Genomic DNA, 15,825 nt, shown 5'->3' with positions numbered 1-15,825 from the left:
TCTTACTCCACAAACAGGGTGGCGGGTTGTTCGAGCAAACCACGAATGGCCTGGATGAATTGCGCCGCGTCCATGCCATCGACCACGCGGTGATCGAAGGAGCTGGAGAGGTTCATCATCTTGCGAATCACGATCTGGCCTTTGACCACCATCGGGCGTTCGACGATCTTGTTGACGCCGACGATCGCCACTTCCGGCAGGTTCAGCACCGGCGTGCTGACGATGCCGCCCAGCGCGCCGAGGCTGGTCAGGGTGATGCTCGAACCGGACAGTTCATCGCGGCTGGCCTTGCCATTACGTGCGGCCGTGGCCAAGCGGGAGATTTCGGCCGCGTTGTCCCACAGGCTGCGGGCTTCGGCGTGACGCACCACTGGCACCATCAAGCCGATGTCGGCTTGCGTGGCGATGCCCACGTGGACGGCGCCGAGGCGGGTGATGACCTGGGCTTCGTCGTCGTAACGGGCATTGATCTGCGGGAAGTCGCGCAGGGCGACAACCAGTGCGCGGACGAGGAACGGCAGCAATGTCAGCTTGCCTCGGGTCGCCCCGTGTTTTTCGTTCAGGTGCGCGCGCAGTTCTTCGACGGCTGTCACGTCGATTTCTTCGACATAACTGAAGTGAGCGGCACGCTGAGTGGCATCCTGCATGCGCTGGGCGATCTTGCGGCGCATGCCGATGACCTGGATTTGCTCTTCGTCGTTACGCTGGGCGTAAGCGGCGGCCACGGTCGATTGCGGCTGCTGACCCTGGGCCAGATAGGCGTCGAGGTCTTCGTGCAACACGCGACCGGCAGGGCCGGTGCCACGGACCAGACGCAACTGGATGCCGAGGTCCAGCGCATGCTTGCGCACGGCCGGGGAGGCCAGCGGGCGTTCGTCGGCTTCGCGAGCGACCATCGGGCCTTGGCAAACGGCGGCTCGGGGCGCTGCTGCAACGACCGGTTTGCTTGCGCCCACGGGCTCAACTTTCGGCGTCGCAACCGGCGCTTCTTTCACCGCAGGGGCTGCCGGCCGAGCCGACTCTTTAACGTTGCCCGCGCCTTCGACTTCAATGCTGATCAGGATGCTGCCCACGGCCATGACTTCGCCTGGCTGTCCGCCCAGCGCAATCACCTTGCCGTGCACCGGAGACGGGATGTCGACCATCGCCTTGTCGGTCATGACATCGGCGAGCACCTGATCTTCGACGACCATGTCGCCAACCTTGACGTGCCATACCGACAATTCAACTTCTGCAATGCCTTCGCCAATGTCCGGCATTTTAATAACGTGCGTGCCCATTCAGACCTCCATGACCCGTTTCAACGCCGCGCCCACTCGGGACGGACCAGGGAAATACGCCCACTCTTGCGCGTGCGGGTAGGGAGTGTCCCAACCGGTGACGCGTTCGATCGGCGCTTCCAGGTGGTGGAAGCAATGCTCTTGCACCAGGGCGACCAGTTCGGCGCCGAAGCCGCACGTGCGGGTCGCTTCGTGAACGATCACGCAGCGGCCGGTTTTCTTCACCGATTTGACGATGGCGTCCAGGTCCAGAGGCCACAGGCTGCGCAGGTCGATGACTTCAGCGTCGATCCCGGTTTCTTCTGCGGCGACTTGCGACACGTAAACGGTGGTGCCGTAGGTCAGGATGGTCACGTCCTTGCCGGGACGGGCGATGGCGGCCACGTCCAGCGGCACGGTGTAGTAACCGTCCGGGACCTGGGCGGCCGGGTGTTTCGACCACGGGGTTACCGGGCGGTCGTGGTGGCCGTCGAACGGGCCGTTGTACAGGCGTTTTGGCTCGAGGAAGATCACCGGGTCATCGTTTTCGATGGAGGCGATCAGCAGGCCTTTGGCGTCGTAAGGGTTGGACGGCATGACCGTGCGCAAGCCGCAGACCTGAGTAAACATCGCCTCAATACTTTGGCTGTGGGTCTGGCCACCGTAGATGCCGCCGCCGCAAGGCATGCGCAGGGTCATCGGTGCGGTGAACTCGCCGGCCGAGCGATAGCGCAGGCGCGCGGCTTCGGAAATGATCTGGTCCGACGCCGGGTACACGTAGTCGGCGAACTGGATCTCGGCGACCGGGCGCAGACCGTAGGCACCCATGCCCACGGCAACGCCGACGATGCCGCTTTCTGAGATCGGCGCATCGAACACCCGGGAGGTGCCGTACTTGGTCTGCAGGCCTTCGGTGCAGCGGAACACACCGCCGAAGTAACCGACGTCCTGGCCGAACACCACGACGTTGTCGTCACGCTCAAGCATCACATCCATGGCCGAGCGCAGGGCCTGGATCATGGTCATGGTGGTCGTGGTCATGGCGGTTTCCAACTCGATATTATTGTTGTGATCGTTCATGTCAGATCCCCAACTCTTGACGCTGGCGCTTCAAGTGCTCCGGCATCTCTTTATAGACGTCTTCGAACATGGTCGCGGCGCTTGGAATCTGGCCACCGGCCAGGGTGCCGTACTGCTCGGCTTCTTTCTGGGCGGCAATCACTTCGGCTTCCAGTTCGGCGCTGACGGCAACGTGTTCCTCTTCGGACCAGTGGCCGATCTTGATCAGGTGCTGCTTGAGGCGCGCAATCGGGTCGCCCAGCGGGAAGTAGCTCCAGTCGTCGGCAGGACGGTATTTGGACGGATCATCGGAGGTCGAGTGCGGACCGGCGCGGTAGGTGACCCATTCGATCATCGTAGGGCCGAGGTTGCGGCGCGCACGTTCGGCGGCCCAGGCGGAGGCGGCGTAGACCGCGACGAAATCGTTGCCGTCGACCCGCAGGGAGGCAATGCCGCAACCCACGCCACGACCGGCGAACGTAGTGGCTTCACCACCGGCAATCGCCTGGAACGTCGAGATCGCCCACTGGTTGTTGACCACGTTGAGGATCACTGGCGCACGGTAAACGTGGGCAAAGGTGAGGGCGGTGTGGAAGTCGGATTCAGCGGTGGCGCCATCGCCAATCCACGCCGAGGCGATTTTGGTGTCGCCCTTGATCGCCGAGGCCATGCCCCAGCCCACACCTTGTACGAATTGGGTGGCGAGGTTGCCGGAAATGGTGAAGAAGCCATAGTCCTTGACCGAATACATGATCGGCAACTGACGGCCCTTGAGCGGATCGCGCTCGTTGGACAGCAGTTGGCAGATCAGGTCTACCAGCGGTACATCGCGTGCCATCAGGATGCTTTGCTGGCGGTAGGTCGGGAAGCACATGTCATCGACGTTCAGCGCCAAGGCCTGGCCGCTGCCGATGGCTTCTTCGCCAAGGCTCTGCATGTAGAACGACATTTTTTTCTGACGCTGGGCGACCACCATGCGGTTGTCGTAGATCCGCGTCTTGAGCATGGCGCGCATGCCTTTTCGCAGGATCTCGACCGGTACGCCTTCAGCCCATGGACCGAGGGCATTACCCTGGTCGTCGAGCACGCGAATCAGGCCTTTGGCCAGGTCGGCGGTGTCGGCGGGTTCAACGTCGATTGGGGGTTTGCGCACCGTGCCGGCGTCGGTCAGACGCAGGTAGGAGAAGTCGGTTTTGCAGCCAGGACGGCCCGATGGTTCGGGAACGTGCAGGTGCAGCGGTTCATACGCTTGGTTCATGGCTTCTACGCTCGATCTTGTGAATTTCTTGTAGTGAGCTGACCGTCATTCTTCGATAAAAGAAATCTTGTCCTACAACAATCATAGGCCCGGCGCAGAAGAATATTTATCTCTGTTTCGTTGCGCGGGAGATCATTTGAGGATAAAAAACCTGCATAAACATAAAAAACAGGTGGTTTTGTCTCATGCGCAAACTGGACCGTACCGATATCGGCATTTTGAACAGCCTTCAGGAGAACGCCCGTATCACCAACGCCGACCTCGCACGCTCGGTGAACCTGTCGCCAACGCCGTGCTTCAACCGGGTCAAGGCGATGGAAGAATTAGGGCTGATTCGCGAGCAAGTGACGCTGCTGGACGCCGACTTGCTGGGCCTGCACGTGAACGTGTTTATTCATGTCAGCCTGGAGAAACAGGTGGAAGAGGCGTTGCAGCATTTCGAGGAAGCGATTTCGGATCGCCCGGAAGTCATGGAATGCTATTTGATGGCGGGGGACCCGGACTATCTGATCCGGGTGCTGGTGCCGACCATTCAGTCGCTGGAACGCTTCATGATGGACTTCCTGACCAAAGTGCCTGGTGTGGCCAACATCCGTTCAAGTTTTGCGCTCAAGCAAGTGCGCTATAAAACCGCGTTGCCGTTGCCTGCGAATGGCCTGACCTTGGGGGCCTAGAGTGATCATTCCCGCGCTCTGCGTGGGAATGCCGCCAGGGACGCTCCGCGTTCCGCTTCTGGATGTGACGCAGAGCGTCACGGGATGCATTCCCACGCAGAGCGTGGGAACGATCGCTTCAGAGTTTATTCAGGGGGATTTTCAGGTAGGTCACGCCATTGTCCTCCGCTGGCGGCATATTCCCCGCCCGCACATTCACCTGAATCGCCGGCAGCAACAGCGTCGGCATGCCCAGCCCGGCATCACGCTGGGTGCGCATGGCGACGAACGCCGCTTCGTCGATGCCGTCATGGACGTGAATATTGCTTTTGCGTTGCTCGCCCACCGTGGTCATGCAGCGGGATTCGCGGCCTTCGGGTGGGTAGTCGTGGCAGACGTAGAGCCGGACACTGGCGGGGAAGGCCAACAGTTTTTGGATCGAGGCGAACATCTGGTGGGCATTGCCGCCGGGAAAGTCGCAACGGGCCGTGCCCACGTCTGGCATGAACAAAGTATCGCCTACCAGAATCACGTCACCGTCGATCAAATAGGCCATGTCCGCCGGGGTGTGGCCGGGCACATGCAGGGCCGTGGCCTTGAGGTGGCCGATCATGAATGATTCGTCCGGGGCGAACAGGTGGTCGAATTGCGAACCGTCACTGCGAAATGCCGGCTCAAGGTTGAACAGGGCCTTGAACACGCCCTGGACCTTGCTGATCGACTGGCCGATGGCGATTTTCCCGCCCAGCTCGCGACGCAGATACGGTGCGGCAGACAGGTGATCGGCATGGGCGTGGGTTTCCAGCAGCCATTGCACTTGTAGTTGATGCTTGCGAACGAAGGCGATGATTTTGTCCGCCTGGGTGGTGGCGGTGCGACCGGCGGCGGGGTCGTAGTCGAGGACCGGGTCGACGATGGCGCATTGACTGCCAGCACCTTCATGAATCACGTAACTGTAGGTCGAGGAGGCAGGGTCTAAAAAAGCTTCAATCAAGGCAGGCATGGTGGCCGTTTCTTTCAGGACGAGCCAAGAGGGTAGTGTCATTTTCCCTGCGCTGACCAGCCCCGCGTCAAATGCTGAAGGAAAAAATTCGCACGGGCTCTATCCTGTCAGACATCGATACCGGGCGTTCCCGGCTTTTTCCCACGGATTACGAGCGTTTTATGCTGTTGGCAGGTTTTTTTGGCGTGGTGATGGGCCTCGTCCTGGGATTGACCGGGGCAGGGGCGGCATTCTTGCAGTGCCGGCCTTGGTGCTGGGGCTGGGATTGACCATGACCCAGGCTGCGCCGGTGGCGTTGTTTGCGGTGGGCAGCGCGGCAGCGGTTGGGGCCATTGATGGTTTGCGCCATGGCCTGGTGCGCTATCGCGCGGCGTTGCTGATCGCACTGCTGGGGGCGATTTTTTCGCCGGTCGGCATCTACTTTGCCCATCAGTTGCCGGAAAAAATCCTGATGATCCTGTTCAGTCTGCTGATGGTCATGGTGGCCTGGCGGATGTTGCGTCGCGAGCGCCAGGAAGAAGGACCGAGCGACCACGGCCACGCCAACTGGGGTCAGAAGAACTGCATGCTCGATCAGCAGACCGGGCGTTTTTCCTGGACCGCCAAATGCACCGCGACCCTCGCGGCATTGGGCGCGGTGACCGGCGTTGTTTCCGGTTTGCTCGGGGTCGGTGGCGGCTTCTTGATTGTCCCGGCCTTCAAGCAACTGACCGATGTGCAAATGCGCGGCATCGTCGCCACCTCCTTGATGGTGATTAGCCTGATTTCCGCCATCGGTGTGATCGGGGCGTTTCATGCCGGGGTCAGGATTGATGCCCTGGGTGCAACGTTCATTGTCGCCAGCGTAGTCGGCATGATCGTCGGCCGACAACTGAGCGCGCGCGTCCCGGCTCGGGCCCTGCAAATCGGTTTTGCCAGCGTGTGTGTCGTGGTCGCGGCCTACATGCTGTTCAGAGCGGCGACCTAGCCGGTCTTACACCTAAAGTTCCGGGCCGTGCCTGAGCCCGGTCTTACACCGAATTTGCCGCTCACGCCCGGCCACTCCAAAGCACTTCAAAACCGCCCCCAAGGCAGCGTATGCCACCGCCCGTCCCCTTTCGATAATCGCCTCCGACATCCAGTCCCCCGCTGCGGAGCGCGTCATGCACAACAATAAGAACTTCAAGCATCGTTACTTGCCTGCCTTCATCGCCAGCCTCTCGACCCTCGGTTTGAGCACGATGGCCGAGGCCGAGATCGTGCTGTACGACAAGGACCAGACCACGTTCTCAACCGACGGCTACATCAACGCCTTCTACGTGAACAGCGATGTGGACCGTGCCGGCGACCAGTACGACCGGAAACAGGCGCGGGTGAAAATGGGCTATCTGCCCAATTACCTGGGTTTCAACATGGGCAAACAGGTCGATGACCTGAAGCTCGGTGCGCGGGCCTCGTTCTGGGTGACCATCAACGACAGCCAGACCAATGGCACCGACACCGCCATCGACGTGCGGCAGTTCTACGGCACCGTGGCCAATCCGGAATGGGGCGAAGTGTTGATCGGCAAGGACTTCGGCCTGTTCGCCCGCTCCAACATTCTGCTCGATGAAATGCTCGCCGGTTACGGTCAGGTCAGCGATACCCTGGGGTTGGTGGACGGTGGCGGCGTGTCCTTCGGCAATATCGGTACGGGTTACCCGTACCCGTTCCCGACCTCGCAGATCACCTATCGCACCCCGGTGATGGAGGGTTTGCGGGTGGCCGTGGGAATTCTCGACCCGGTGGACACCAACGACAGCAGCCCGTTGGGCAAGGCGTATCAGGAGAATCCGCGTACCGAGAGCGAGGTCACCTATCAGTTTGATGTCGGCGGCGCGAAGATTTACAGCTGGGTCAACGGCAGCTTCCAGACCTCGGACAATACCGACTCCACCGTTGAATCGGTCACCTCCAAAGGCGTCGGCTACGGTGTGCAGGCGAAGATGGGCGGGTTGTCGCTGACCGGCTCCGGTTTCCAGGCCAAAGGGATTAACCCGTTCTTCACCAACAACGCCGGCGAACCGACCCTGCGCAACGTCGACAGCGACGGCTACTTGCTGCAAGGCTCGTACAAACTGGGCAAAAACCGCCTGGCCTTGTCTTATGGCAAGACTAATGACGACGGCAATGGTGTGGTCGGCAGCGGCGCGGACTATGAAACCCGCGGCATTGCGTTGTTCCATGACGTCAACGACAACCTCAAACTCGTGGCCGAGTACAACCAGTTCGAAATCAACGGCCACGACACCAGCGCCCAGAACGAAGACACCGATACCTTCGCGGTGGGGGCGGTGTTGAACTGGTAACAAGCTGATCTGTGAACCCTACCCCTGTGGCGAGGGAGCTTGCTCCCGCTGGAGCGCGTAGCGGTCCCTATTCTGGTCGCGCATCGGCCGGTTGGGGGACTGCTGCGCAGTCCAGCGGGAGCAAGCTTCCTCGCCACAAAAGCTTCAGCCATCAAGCCGCCAACCCGCCGACTCTCATCCCATCGAAGCGGCTACCCGCTACCCAAGTAGCATACGTCGCAGCCCGCAGGCTTCGTACACTCGTGTCTCATACACGCGCACCTGCGGGGGTGGTCATGCAGCAGGTCCAGAGTGAAGGGGTGGTCAGCGGCATGTCCCAGGCCACCGATGCCCAACAAGTGGCTCAGGAGCTCGCGCGGCAGTTATTGCACCCGCATCTGGGCTTCGTGTTGTTCTTCTGCTCCGCCGAGTACGACTTGCAGGCGCTGGGCCAGGCCTTGCATCTGAGCTTCGGCGGCATTCGCCTGGTCGGCTGCACCAGCGCCGGGGAGATCACGCCCCTGGGCTACGGCCGCAATTGTGTGACGGCGGTGGGATTCGACCATCGGCATTTTTCCATCGACGCCGAACTGATCAGCGAGATGGAGCGCTTCAGCCTGATCGACGCCCAGCAAATGGTCGAGCGCCTGGCCAGCGGCTGTCGCAGTAACACCCTGGCGCCGATCAAGGGCAACAGCTTTGCCCTGACCTTGCTCGATGGTCTGTCCAGCCGCGAAGAAATGGTCCTCGCGGCGTTGAGCGCGGCGTTGGGCGACATCCCGCATTTCGGCGGTTCGGCCGGCGATGACAACTACCTGACCCACACCCACGTCTATTTCGGCGGCGAGTTTCACAGCGGCGCGGCGGTGGTGGTGCTGGTCAACACCTGGCTGGATTTCGAGGTGTTCACCACGCACCACATCTTGCCGAGGGCGGAGAAACTGGTGGTCACCGGAGCCGACAGCGCCTCGCGCCGGGTCTTTGAACTGAATGCCGAGCCGGCTGCCGAGGAGTACGCCCGACACATCGGCGTGCCGGTGGCCGAACTCGATCACCGGGTCTTCGCCGCACACCCCTTGGCGGTGCGGATCAACGATCAGTATTACGTGCGGGCGATCCAGCAGGTTCATCCAGACCTGAGCCTGAGTTTCTACTGTGCCGTGGAAAACGGCATCGTCCTCACCGTCATGACCCCCGGCCCGATGCTGCCGAACCTGCAAACCTTGTTCGAAGGCTTGCAGGAGCGCCTCGGCGACCTGTTACTGACCATCGGCTGCGACTGTTTTCTCAGGCGTCTGGAGCTGGAAGACGGCGGCAGCCTGGAGCAGATCGGAACGTTTTTGCGCGACCAACGGGTGATGGGTTTCAACACCTACGGAGAACAGTTCAATGGCATGCACATCAACCAGACCTTCACCGGGGTTGCCATTGCCCGAGGCCGGTCCCCTGGACATCGTTGAGCTGCAGGCGCAGATCGCCAGCCTGCGCCACGACAACCATAAACTGCAGCGCATCAACGGCGCGCTGATCGAGCGGATCGAATCCGGCGTCACGCGCGGCAATGATCCCTACGCGGCGTTCCAGCATTCGGTGGTGCTGGCCGAGCAGGTGCGTGAGCGGACCGATGCCTTGAACCAGGCCATGGCCGAGCTCAAGTCGGGCAATCACTTGCTCAGCGAAGCGCGCCTGCGGGCGGAAACCGCGCATCAGCATCTGATCGATGCCATCGAGAGCATTTCCGATGCCTTTGTGCTGTTCGATGCCGAGCAGCGCATCGTTTTGTTCAACAGCCGTTTCAAGGCGTTCTGGGACAACAGCCGGGTGCGGATCAACGCCGGCATGCGCCTGGTCGAGGTGAAACGGCTGATGTCTGCCACCGGGTTGTTCACGGAAGAACCCCGTGGGCATGCCGACGAAAACCTGATCTATCGCTTGCAGGACGGCCGCTGGCTGCAAGTCAGCGAACGGCCCACGCAGGAAGGTGGGCGGGTGATCCTGTTCACCGACATTACTGACGTCAAACTCAGCGAAACCGTGCGCCGCGAGCAAGCCGTGGCGCAGAAATCGCACTTGCTGCAACGGGCGGTCGACAACCTGTCCCAAGGCGTGGCCATGGTCAATGCCGAAGGCATCCTGGAACTGTGGAACCGGCGCTTCCTCGAACTGAGCGGGCTTGCCCCGGTGGCGGCCCATCGGCCGTTTGCCGAAGTGATCGGCGACAGCGAGTTGACCCTGCTGACCCCGGCCAGTCGCGATGCCAACGGGCGGCACGTGCAGGAATGCGAGCAACGTCTTTACGATGGCCGGGTGCTGGAAATCCGCACGCATCCGTTGCCCACCGGTGGCTTCGTCAATACCTTCACTGACATCACCGAACGTTACCAGCACGCCGAAGCCCTCAGCGAAAGCGAGCGCTGGATTCGCCTGATCACCGACCATGTCCCCGCGTTGATCGCCTACCTCAATGCCGATCTGGTCTACGAATTCACCAACAAGGTCTACGAAGAATGGTACTGCTGGCCTCGCGGCGTGATGCTCGGGCAGAGCCTGCGCGAAGTTCACAGCGCGCAGCATTACCAGCGCCTCGAGGCCTACGTGGCCAGGGCCTTGGCCGGTGAGAGCGTGACGTTCGAATTTGCCGAAACCAACATCAACAATCAGGAGCGCTACATGCTGCGCTCCTACGTGCCCAATCGCCTGGCCACCGGGGAAGTGGTGGGGATCTTCGTGTTGATCCGTGACATCACCGAGCGCCGCCGCACGGCCGAGGCGCTGCACCAGGCTTATCAGAATCTTGAGTTGCGGGTACGCGAACGGACCACCGAACTGACCACCCTCAATGACCAATTGCTGCGTGAAATCGACGAGCGCCGGCGCGTGGAATCGCGTTTGCGCGAGGCCAAACTTGAGGCGGAGCAGGCCAACCTGTCAAAAACCAAGTTTCTCGCCGCCGTGAGTCACGACCTGCTGCAACCGCTCAACGCGGCTCGGCTATTCACCAGCGCTTTGCTGGAACGTCGCGAGCCGGTGGCCAATGCGATTTTGGTACGCAATGTCAGCAATTCGCTGGAGGACGTGGAAAACCTGCTAGGCACGCTGGTGGATATTTCCAAACTGGATGCCGGGGTGATCAAAGCCGACATCGCGCCGTTCGCCCTGAGCGAGCTGCTGGAAAACCTCGCGGCCGAGTACACACAGGTGGCCCGCAATGAAGGGCTGGAGCTGCATTTCATCCCGTGTTCGGCGCTGGTGCGCAGCGACATTCAGTTGCTGGCGCGGATCCTGCGCAATCTGCTGAGCAACGCCATTCGTTATACCTACAGCGGTCGGGTGGTGCTCGGATGTCGGCGTCATCATCAGCGGTTGACGATCGAGGTCTGGGACAGCGGGATGGGCATTGCCGAAAATCGACTGGAAGAGATTTTCCAGGAGTTCAAACGGGGCGATGTGCAGCGTCCGGATCAGGACCGTGGGTTGGGGCTGGGGCTGGCCATCGTCGAGAAGATTGCCGGAATTCTCGGTCATCGCGTTCACGTGCGTTCGTGGCCGGGCAAGGGCTCGATGTTTTCCGTCGAGGTGCCGTTGAGCGCCACGGCTCCGAAGGCTCAGCCAGCGTTGTTGATGAGTGAGCCGATGCTTGAGCGTCTGCGCGGAGCGCGGGTGTGGGTGCTGGATAATGACGCGGCGATTTGCGCTGGCATGCGCACATTGCTCGAAGGGTGGGGGTGTCGGGTGGTCACGGCCCTGTCGGAGCAGGACCTGGCGCGGCAGGTGGACAACTACCACGAAGAAGCCGACTTGCTGATTGCCGACTATCACCTCGATGACGAGCAGAACGGCGTCGATGCCGTGGCCCGGATCAACGCCCGGCGCGGTTCAGCGATCCCGGCGATGATGATTACCGCCAACTACAGCAATGAGCTCAAGCAGCAGATTCGCGAGTTGGGGCATACGTTGATGCATAAGCCTGTACGGCCGATGAAGCTGAAAACGGCGATGAGTCATTTGCTTGGCCCATCCCGTTAGCCGCGTCGGGCATCAGACCTGTGGTGACTAGGCTTTCTGTGGCGAGGGAGCTTGCTCCCGTCCGGCTGCGAAGCAGTCGTAAATCAGGCGACTCGGTTTACCTGGAAGTTTGAAGGGGGCCGCTTCGCGACCCAACGGGAACAAGCTCCCTCGCCACAGGGATCTGGGAATGCCCAACATTCAGCGCCGCAGATAAGACCCGAAATCAATATCCCCGGCACTCAGAATCGCTTGCACCCGGTTGTGCACGTTGAGTTTGCGCAAGATCGCCGAGACATGCGCCTTGACTGTGGTTTCGGCGATTTCCAGGGTGTAGGCGATCTGCTTGTTCGATTCGCCCTTGGTCATGCGTTCCAGCACCAGCAACTGCTTGCGGGTCAGCGCCTGGAGCAGTTCGGGCGGGAAGCTCGGGTTGTCATTCATGCGCCGATGGGTGCCTGACTTTTGTGTGCGAATGATGTCCGGCGGCAAGTACACATTGCCATTGAGAATCTGCTGGATGGCCTCGGTCATCTGCACCCGGGGCGAGGATTTGGTGATGAAACCCACTGCGCCATAGGTGATGGCTTGCAGCACGATCTGCTTGTCCTGCTCGGCTGAAACGATCACCACCGGAATGGTCGGCGCCTCGTTGCGCAGGTTGATCAGGCCATTGAGGCCGTGCATGCCCGGCATGTTCAGGTCGAGCAGGATCAGGTCCAGGTCGTCGTGCTCCTGAGTCAGCAGCAGGGCACTGTCGAGGTCGGCGGTTTCCATCACCTCGCTGCCCGGAAAACCATCGCTGATGACGTTATGAATGGCTTCGCGAAACAGCGGGTGATCGTCGGCAATCAGAATTTTGTACATAGCCTTTCACCTCATTATTTTCATTATGGTGTGGCAACAACACGCACGCGTAAAGGTCAGGGGAAGGGCTCGGGCCGGGCCGGTTCAACGGGCAGGTTGGCGGCTTGCCAGGCGTCCAGGCCGTCGCGGTACCAATACAGTGTCTTATAGCCCATGGCCGCGGCGCGTTTTACCGCATTCCAGCTCAGCCAGCAGTCGGAGCGGCAGTAGAAGACCAGCGGTTGCGCCAAGTCTCCTGCGGTCAATGCGTTCAGGTTACGCGCAAAATAGCCCTGCCAGTCAGCTGTCAGGTCGCCGTCGCCGGTATTGGCCAGCCAATGGCTGCCGGGCAGGTTCTCGTGGGGCTGGTCTTCGATGAATCGTCCTTGCAGCCATTGGCGGCGATAAACGTCGATCAGCACCGGACGCGGTGTCTGGGTGAGCAGGGTTTGCAGGGCGGCGGTGTCGACGATGGCCGCGCCTTGAAGCTGATTCGGGGTCGGGCTGCGATAGAGGTTGATGCGATAGCCGTCGGCGGAGAACAGCGGTGTATCGGCGTGCGCGGCGCCCAGCAGCAGGCTCAGCGACAGCGCAGCAAGGGAAGGGCGCAACAGACGACGTTGGGCACGCGGCATGGGGGTTCAATCCTTATAGTTATGAACCCATTACATGCCAGTCTCGGGGCGTTGGGAATGCGACGATAGACAGGAAAACCAGTACTAAAGTAGTAATTTCCCTGGCCAGTGCACCACAAATCCCCTGTGGGAGTGAGCCTGCTCGCGATGGCGGCTTAACATTCAATATCTCTATTGACTGACACTCCGCTATCGCGAGCAGGCTCGCTCCCACAGGGGGTTTTCATTTGTTCGCAATATCTGTAGGACGCAGATCCCCTGTGGGAGCGAGTCTGCTCCCACAGGGGGATTGATGGTGTCAGCTGGTTTTGCGCAGCGCGGCGTGTTGCGGGTTGAAAGTGAGGACAGCGAGCAGGGCGAACAGCAGCGTCAGCCCCATGCACACCGCCAGCGCCAGCGGATTGAAACGCTCATACAGGGCAAACCGCACCAGTTCCACAGCGTGGGTAAACGGGTTCAGCGCGCACAGCCAGTACAGCCACTCGCTGGATTCGCGCATCTTCCACAGCGGATACAACGCCGACGACAGGAAAAACAGCGGGAAGATCACGAAATTCATCACCCCGGCGAAGTTCTCCAGTTGCCGGATCGCATTGGACAGCAGCAGGCCCAGCGCACTGAGCATCAACGCCACCAGCAACAACGCCGGCAAGGCGATCAACAGCCCCATGGCCGGTGGCTGTACGCCGTATACCCAGGCAATCGCCAGAAAGGCATACACCTGCAGCAGCGAAATCAGCGAAGTGGCCAACAGTTTGCTGCACAGCAGGAAGGTCCGGGGCAAGGGGCTGGTCAGCAGCACGCGCATGCTGCCCATCTCCCGGTCGTAAACCATCGACAGCGAACCTTGCATGCCGTTGAACAGCAGGATCATGCAGGCCAGCCCCGGGATGATGTAGACCTCATACGGAATGTAGGTGTCGTAGGGCTCAATGATCGCGATCCCGAGGGCCGCGCGAAAACCGGCGGCGAACACCAGCAGCCACAGCAATGGCCGCACCAGCGCGCTGAGAAACCGCGTGCGCTGCAACACAAAGCGCAGCCATTCCCGCAGCACGATGCCGCTGAAGCATTGCCAATACGCATTCATCGGGCGGCTCCTGATGTCGTGAGGCGAGTGAAGGCCGAACCGAGGTCGCCGCCATGCGCCTGGCTCAAGGCATCAGCCCGCCCGCTGGCCACCAGACGGCCCTGATGAAGAATCAGCAAGTCATCGCTCGGCTGCACTTCATCCAGCAAGTGGGTGGTCCAGAGCACGCTGATGTGCTGCTCGCGACACAGGTCGCGAATGTGTTGATTGAGCGCCAGCCGGCTGGCCGGATCGAGGCCGACACTGGCCTCGTCGAGCAGCAACAGCCGTGGCTCATGCAGCAAGGCGCGGGCGATTTCCACCCGGCGCCGGTGACCGCCATTGAGTTCACGCACCCGCTCGCGACGGCGTTCGGTCAGCGCCTGCCGCGCCAGTTCGGCGTCGACCCGCAGGCCGGTCTGGCGCCGGGACATGCCATGCAGCGCGGCGTGATAACGCAGGTTCTGCTCGACACTGAGGTCCAGGTCCAGCGTGCTTTGCTGGAACACCACGCCCAATTGCTTGAGCGCCGGACGCGCCGCGTTGCGCAAGGAGCAGCCGCCGACCCTGATGTCCCCGCGCTGCAAATCATAGAGCCGGGTGAGCAGGGCAATCAGCGTCGATTTGCCCGCGCCGTTCGGCCCCAGCAACGCCGCGAAACGCCCGGGCGCCAGGCTGAAATTCACCTGCCGCAACGCCTCCCGCGCGCCATAGGCGAAGCTCAGTTCGCTGACTTCCAGTGCGTTCATGGCGTCACCACCACGCCCCACGGATAGCGCCCGACTTTCACCGATTTGGTCACTTTGAGGCTGTCGACATCAATCACCGACACATCGCCGCTGACGCCGTTGGTGGCCAGCAACTGTTTTTGATCGGGGGTGAACGACATCTGCCAGACCCGACGACCGACCAACAGATAATCAAGAATCTCGAAGGTCTTGGCGTCAATCACCGCCACATGATTGGCCGGGCCGAGGGCGACGAAACCGTACTTGCCGTCGGCGCTGAGCTTGATGCCCACCGGCTGGACCTTGTCCGGATGCACGCCCTTGATCTGGAAAGTCAGGGTCTTGAGGACCTTGCGGGTGGCGACGTCGAGAATGGTCACCGTGCCGCCGATTTCCGCCGAGGCCCAGAGTTGCGAGCCTTCAGGTGAAAACTCGACGAAACGCGGCCGCTGATCGACCAGGGTGCTGTCGGCCAGGGTCTGGGTGCTGGTGTCGATCCAGTGCAGCATGTTGGTGGTTTCGCTGGTGTTCACCGCCCACTTGCCGTCGGGGCCGACGGCCATGCCTTCGGGTTCGACGCCAACGCTGATCTGGCTTAGCACCTTTGAGGTTTCGGTATCGATCACCGTCACCAGCGCATCGTCTTCGTTCGAAACGTAGAGCCAGCGATTGTTGGGATGCAGGGCGAACTGCTCGGGGTCTTTGCCCGACGGCAACTCCTTGATGATCTTGCGGGTGGCGACGTCCATCACCTGGACCCGGTCCGAGTCGCTGGCGCAGATGTACAGCAGCTTGTTGTCGTGGGACAGCAGCAAACCGCGCGGCCGTTGGCCGACGGGCAGGGTGTCGGTGACTTGCAACGTCTGCAGGTCGATCAGGCTCAGGGTGTTGTCCTTTTCGTTGGAGACCCAGGCGGTGCTGGCAGCGGCGTGCCCGGCGGCGAGCAGCAGGGCGCAAGAGAGCAGAGTGCGACGCATGGCGGATTCCTTTTTGTTGTAGTTCTT

The 15,825-nt window shown here is 61.2% G+C and carries 13 protein-coding genes and 1 pseudogene; 5 read left to right on the top strand and 9 right to left on the bottom strand.

Annotated elements, in window-relative coordinates:
* Window positions 1-2 precede the first annotated feature (2 nt).
* The 3 genes from HP062_RS07625 to HP062_RS07615 are packed head-to-tail and all read right to left on the bottom strand — an operon-like array spanning window position 3 to window position 3,576.
* The gene (locus tag HP062_RS07625; protein WP_172791177.1) at window positions 3-1,280 is read right to left on the bottom strand and encodes a dihydrolipoamide acetyltransferase family protein; all 1,278 of its coding nucleotides are present in this window, start codon (window positions 1,278-1,280) and stop codon (window positions 3-5) included.
* Window positions 1,281-2,339: an alpha-ketoacid dehydrogenase subunit beta gene (locus HP062_RS07620; protein ID WP_010455171.1), complete on the bottom strand. Its 1,059-nt coding sequence runs from the start codon at window positions 2,337-2,339 to the stop codon at window positions 1,281-1,283. It lies immediately after the preceding gene.
* A 1-nt stretch (window position 2,340) separates the two neighbouring features.
* Window positions 2,341-3,576, bottom strand: a complete 1,236-nt coding sequence (locus tag HP062_RS07615) for a 3-methyl-2-oxobutanoate dehydrogenase (2-methylpropanoyl-transferring) subunit alpha (RefSeq protein WP_010455169.1) — start codon at window positions 3,574-3,576, stop codon at window positions 2,341-2,343.
* Window positions 3,577-3,761: 185 nt separating this feature from the next.
* Here HP062_RS07615 and bkdR point away from each other — a divergent pair, with 185 nt between their 5' ends.
* On the top strand, window positions 3,762-4,250 hold the full coding sequence (gene bkdR, locus HP062_RS07610) for a Bkd operon transcriptional regulator BkdR (protein ID WP_025111414.1): 489 nt from the start codon (window positions 3,762-3,764) through the stop codon (window positions 4,248-4,250).
* Between the two features lie 118 nt (window positions 4,251-4,368).
* Here the strand turns inward: bkdR and HP062_RS07605 are convergent, their stop codons facing one another.
* Window positions 4,369-5,232 carry an MBL fold metallo-hydrolase gene (locus HP062_RS07605; RefSeq protein ID WP_172791176.1) on the bottom strand — a complete coding sequence of 288 codons (864 nt, stop codon included), beginning with the start codon at window positions 5,230-5,232 and terminating at the stop codon, window positions 4,369-4,371.
* Between the two features lie 161 nt (window positions 5,233-5,393).
* Here HP062_RS07605 and HP062_RS07600 point away from each other — a divergent pair.
* The 4 genes and pseudogenes from HP062_RS07600 (at window position 5,394) to nahK (ending at window position 11,564) form a co-directional block, all read left to right on the top strand.
* Window positions 5,394-6,199 (top strand): annotated as a pseudogene (locus HP062_RS07600) (sulfite exporter TauE/SafE family protein).
* Between the two features lie 175 nt (window positions 6,200-6,374).
* Complete coding sequence (locus tag HP062_RS07595; RefSeq protein ID WP_172791175.1) at window positions 6,375-7,559, top strand: porin; 1,185 nt, start codon at window positions 6,375-6,377, stop codon at window positions 7,557-7,559.
* A gap of 275 nt (window positions 7,560-7,834) precedes the next feature.
* On the top strand, window positions 7,835-8,998 hold the full coding sequence (gene nosP, locus HP062_RS07590; RefSeq protein ID WP_010455155.1) for a nitric oxide-sensing protein NosP: 1,164 nt from the start codon (window positions 7,835-7,837) through the stop codon (window positions 8,996-8,998).
* Window positions 8,967-11,564, top strand: coding sequence for a hybrid sensor histidine kinase/response regulator NahK/ErcS' (gene nahK, locus HP062_RS07585; protein WP_154504984.1), 2,598 nt, complete (start codon window positions 8,967-8,969; stop codon window positions 11,562-11,564). Before nosP ends, nahK begins: the two co-directional genes overlap by 32 nt.
* A gap of 180 nt (window positions 11,565-11,744) precedes the next feature.
* Here nahK and HP062_RS07580 read toward each other — a convergent pair whose 3' ends face one another.
* From HP062_RS07580 to HP062_RS07560, 5 genes are all read right to left on the bottom strand, one after another.
* A complete protein-coding gene (locus tag HP062_RS07580; RefSeq protein WP_010455152.1) occupies window positions 11,745-12,410 on the bottom strand; it encodes a response regulator transcription factor in 666 nt (221 codons plus the stop codon).
* Window positions 12,411-12,466: 56 nt separating this feature from the next.
* Window positions 12,467-13,024, bottom strand: a complete 558-nt coding sequence (locus tag HP062_RS07575) for a PQQ-dependent catabolism-associated CXXCW motif protein (protein ID WP_077749299.1) — start codon at window positions 13,022-13,024, stop codon at window positions 12,467-12,469.
* A gap of 298 nt (window positions 13,025-13,322) precedes the next feature.
* A complete protein-coding gene (locus HP062_RS07570) occupies window positions 13,323-14,114 on the bottom strand; it encodes an ABC transporter permease (RefSeq protein ID WP_083376511.1) in 792 nt (263 codons plus the stop codon).
* Entirely contained in the window at window positions 14,111-14,842 is a 732-nt protein-coding gene (locus HP062_RS07565; protein WP_154913391.1) for an ABC transporter ATP-binding protein, read from the bottom strand. The genes HP062_RS07570 and HP062_RS07565 overlap by 4 nt, the downstream gene beginning before the upstream one ends.
* The gene (locus HP062_RS07560) at window positions 14,839-15,798 is read right to left on the bottom strand and encodes a YVTN family beta-propeller repeat protein (RefSeq protein WP_172791174.1); all 960 of its coding nucleotides are present in this window, start codon (window positions 15,796-15,798) and stop codon (window positions 14,839-14,841) included. The genes HP062_RS07565 and HP062_RS07560 overlap by 4 nt, the downstream gene beginning before the upstream one ends.
* Window positions 15,799-15,825 lie beyond the last annotated feature (27 nt).

This window comes from Pseudomonas sp. B14-6 (assembly GCF_013260315.1).
Classification (GTDB): Bacteria; Pseudomonadota; Gammaproteobacteria; order Pseudomonadales; family Pseudomonadaceae; genus Aquipseudomonas; species Aquipseudomonas mandelii.
The sequence above is the reverse complement of the archived record's forward strand: the minus strand, read 5'-3'. Positions and strand labels throughout refer to the sequence as shown.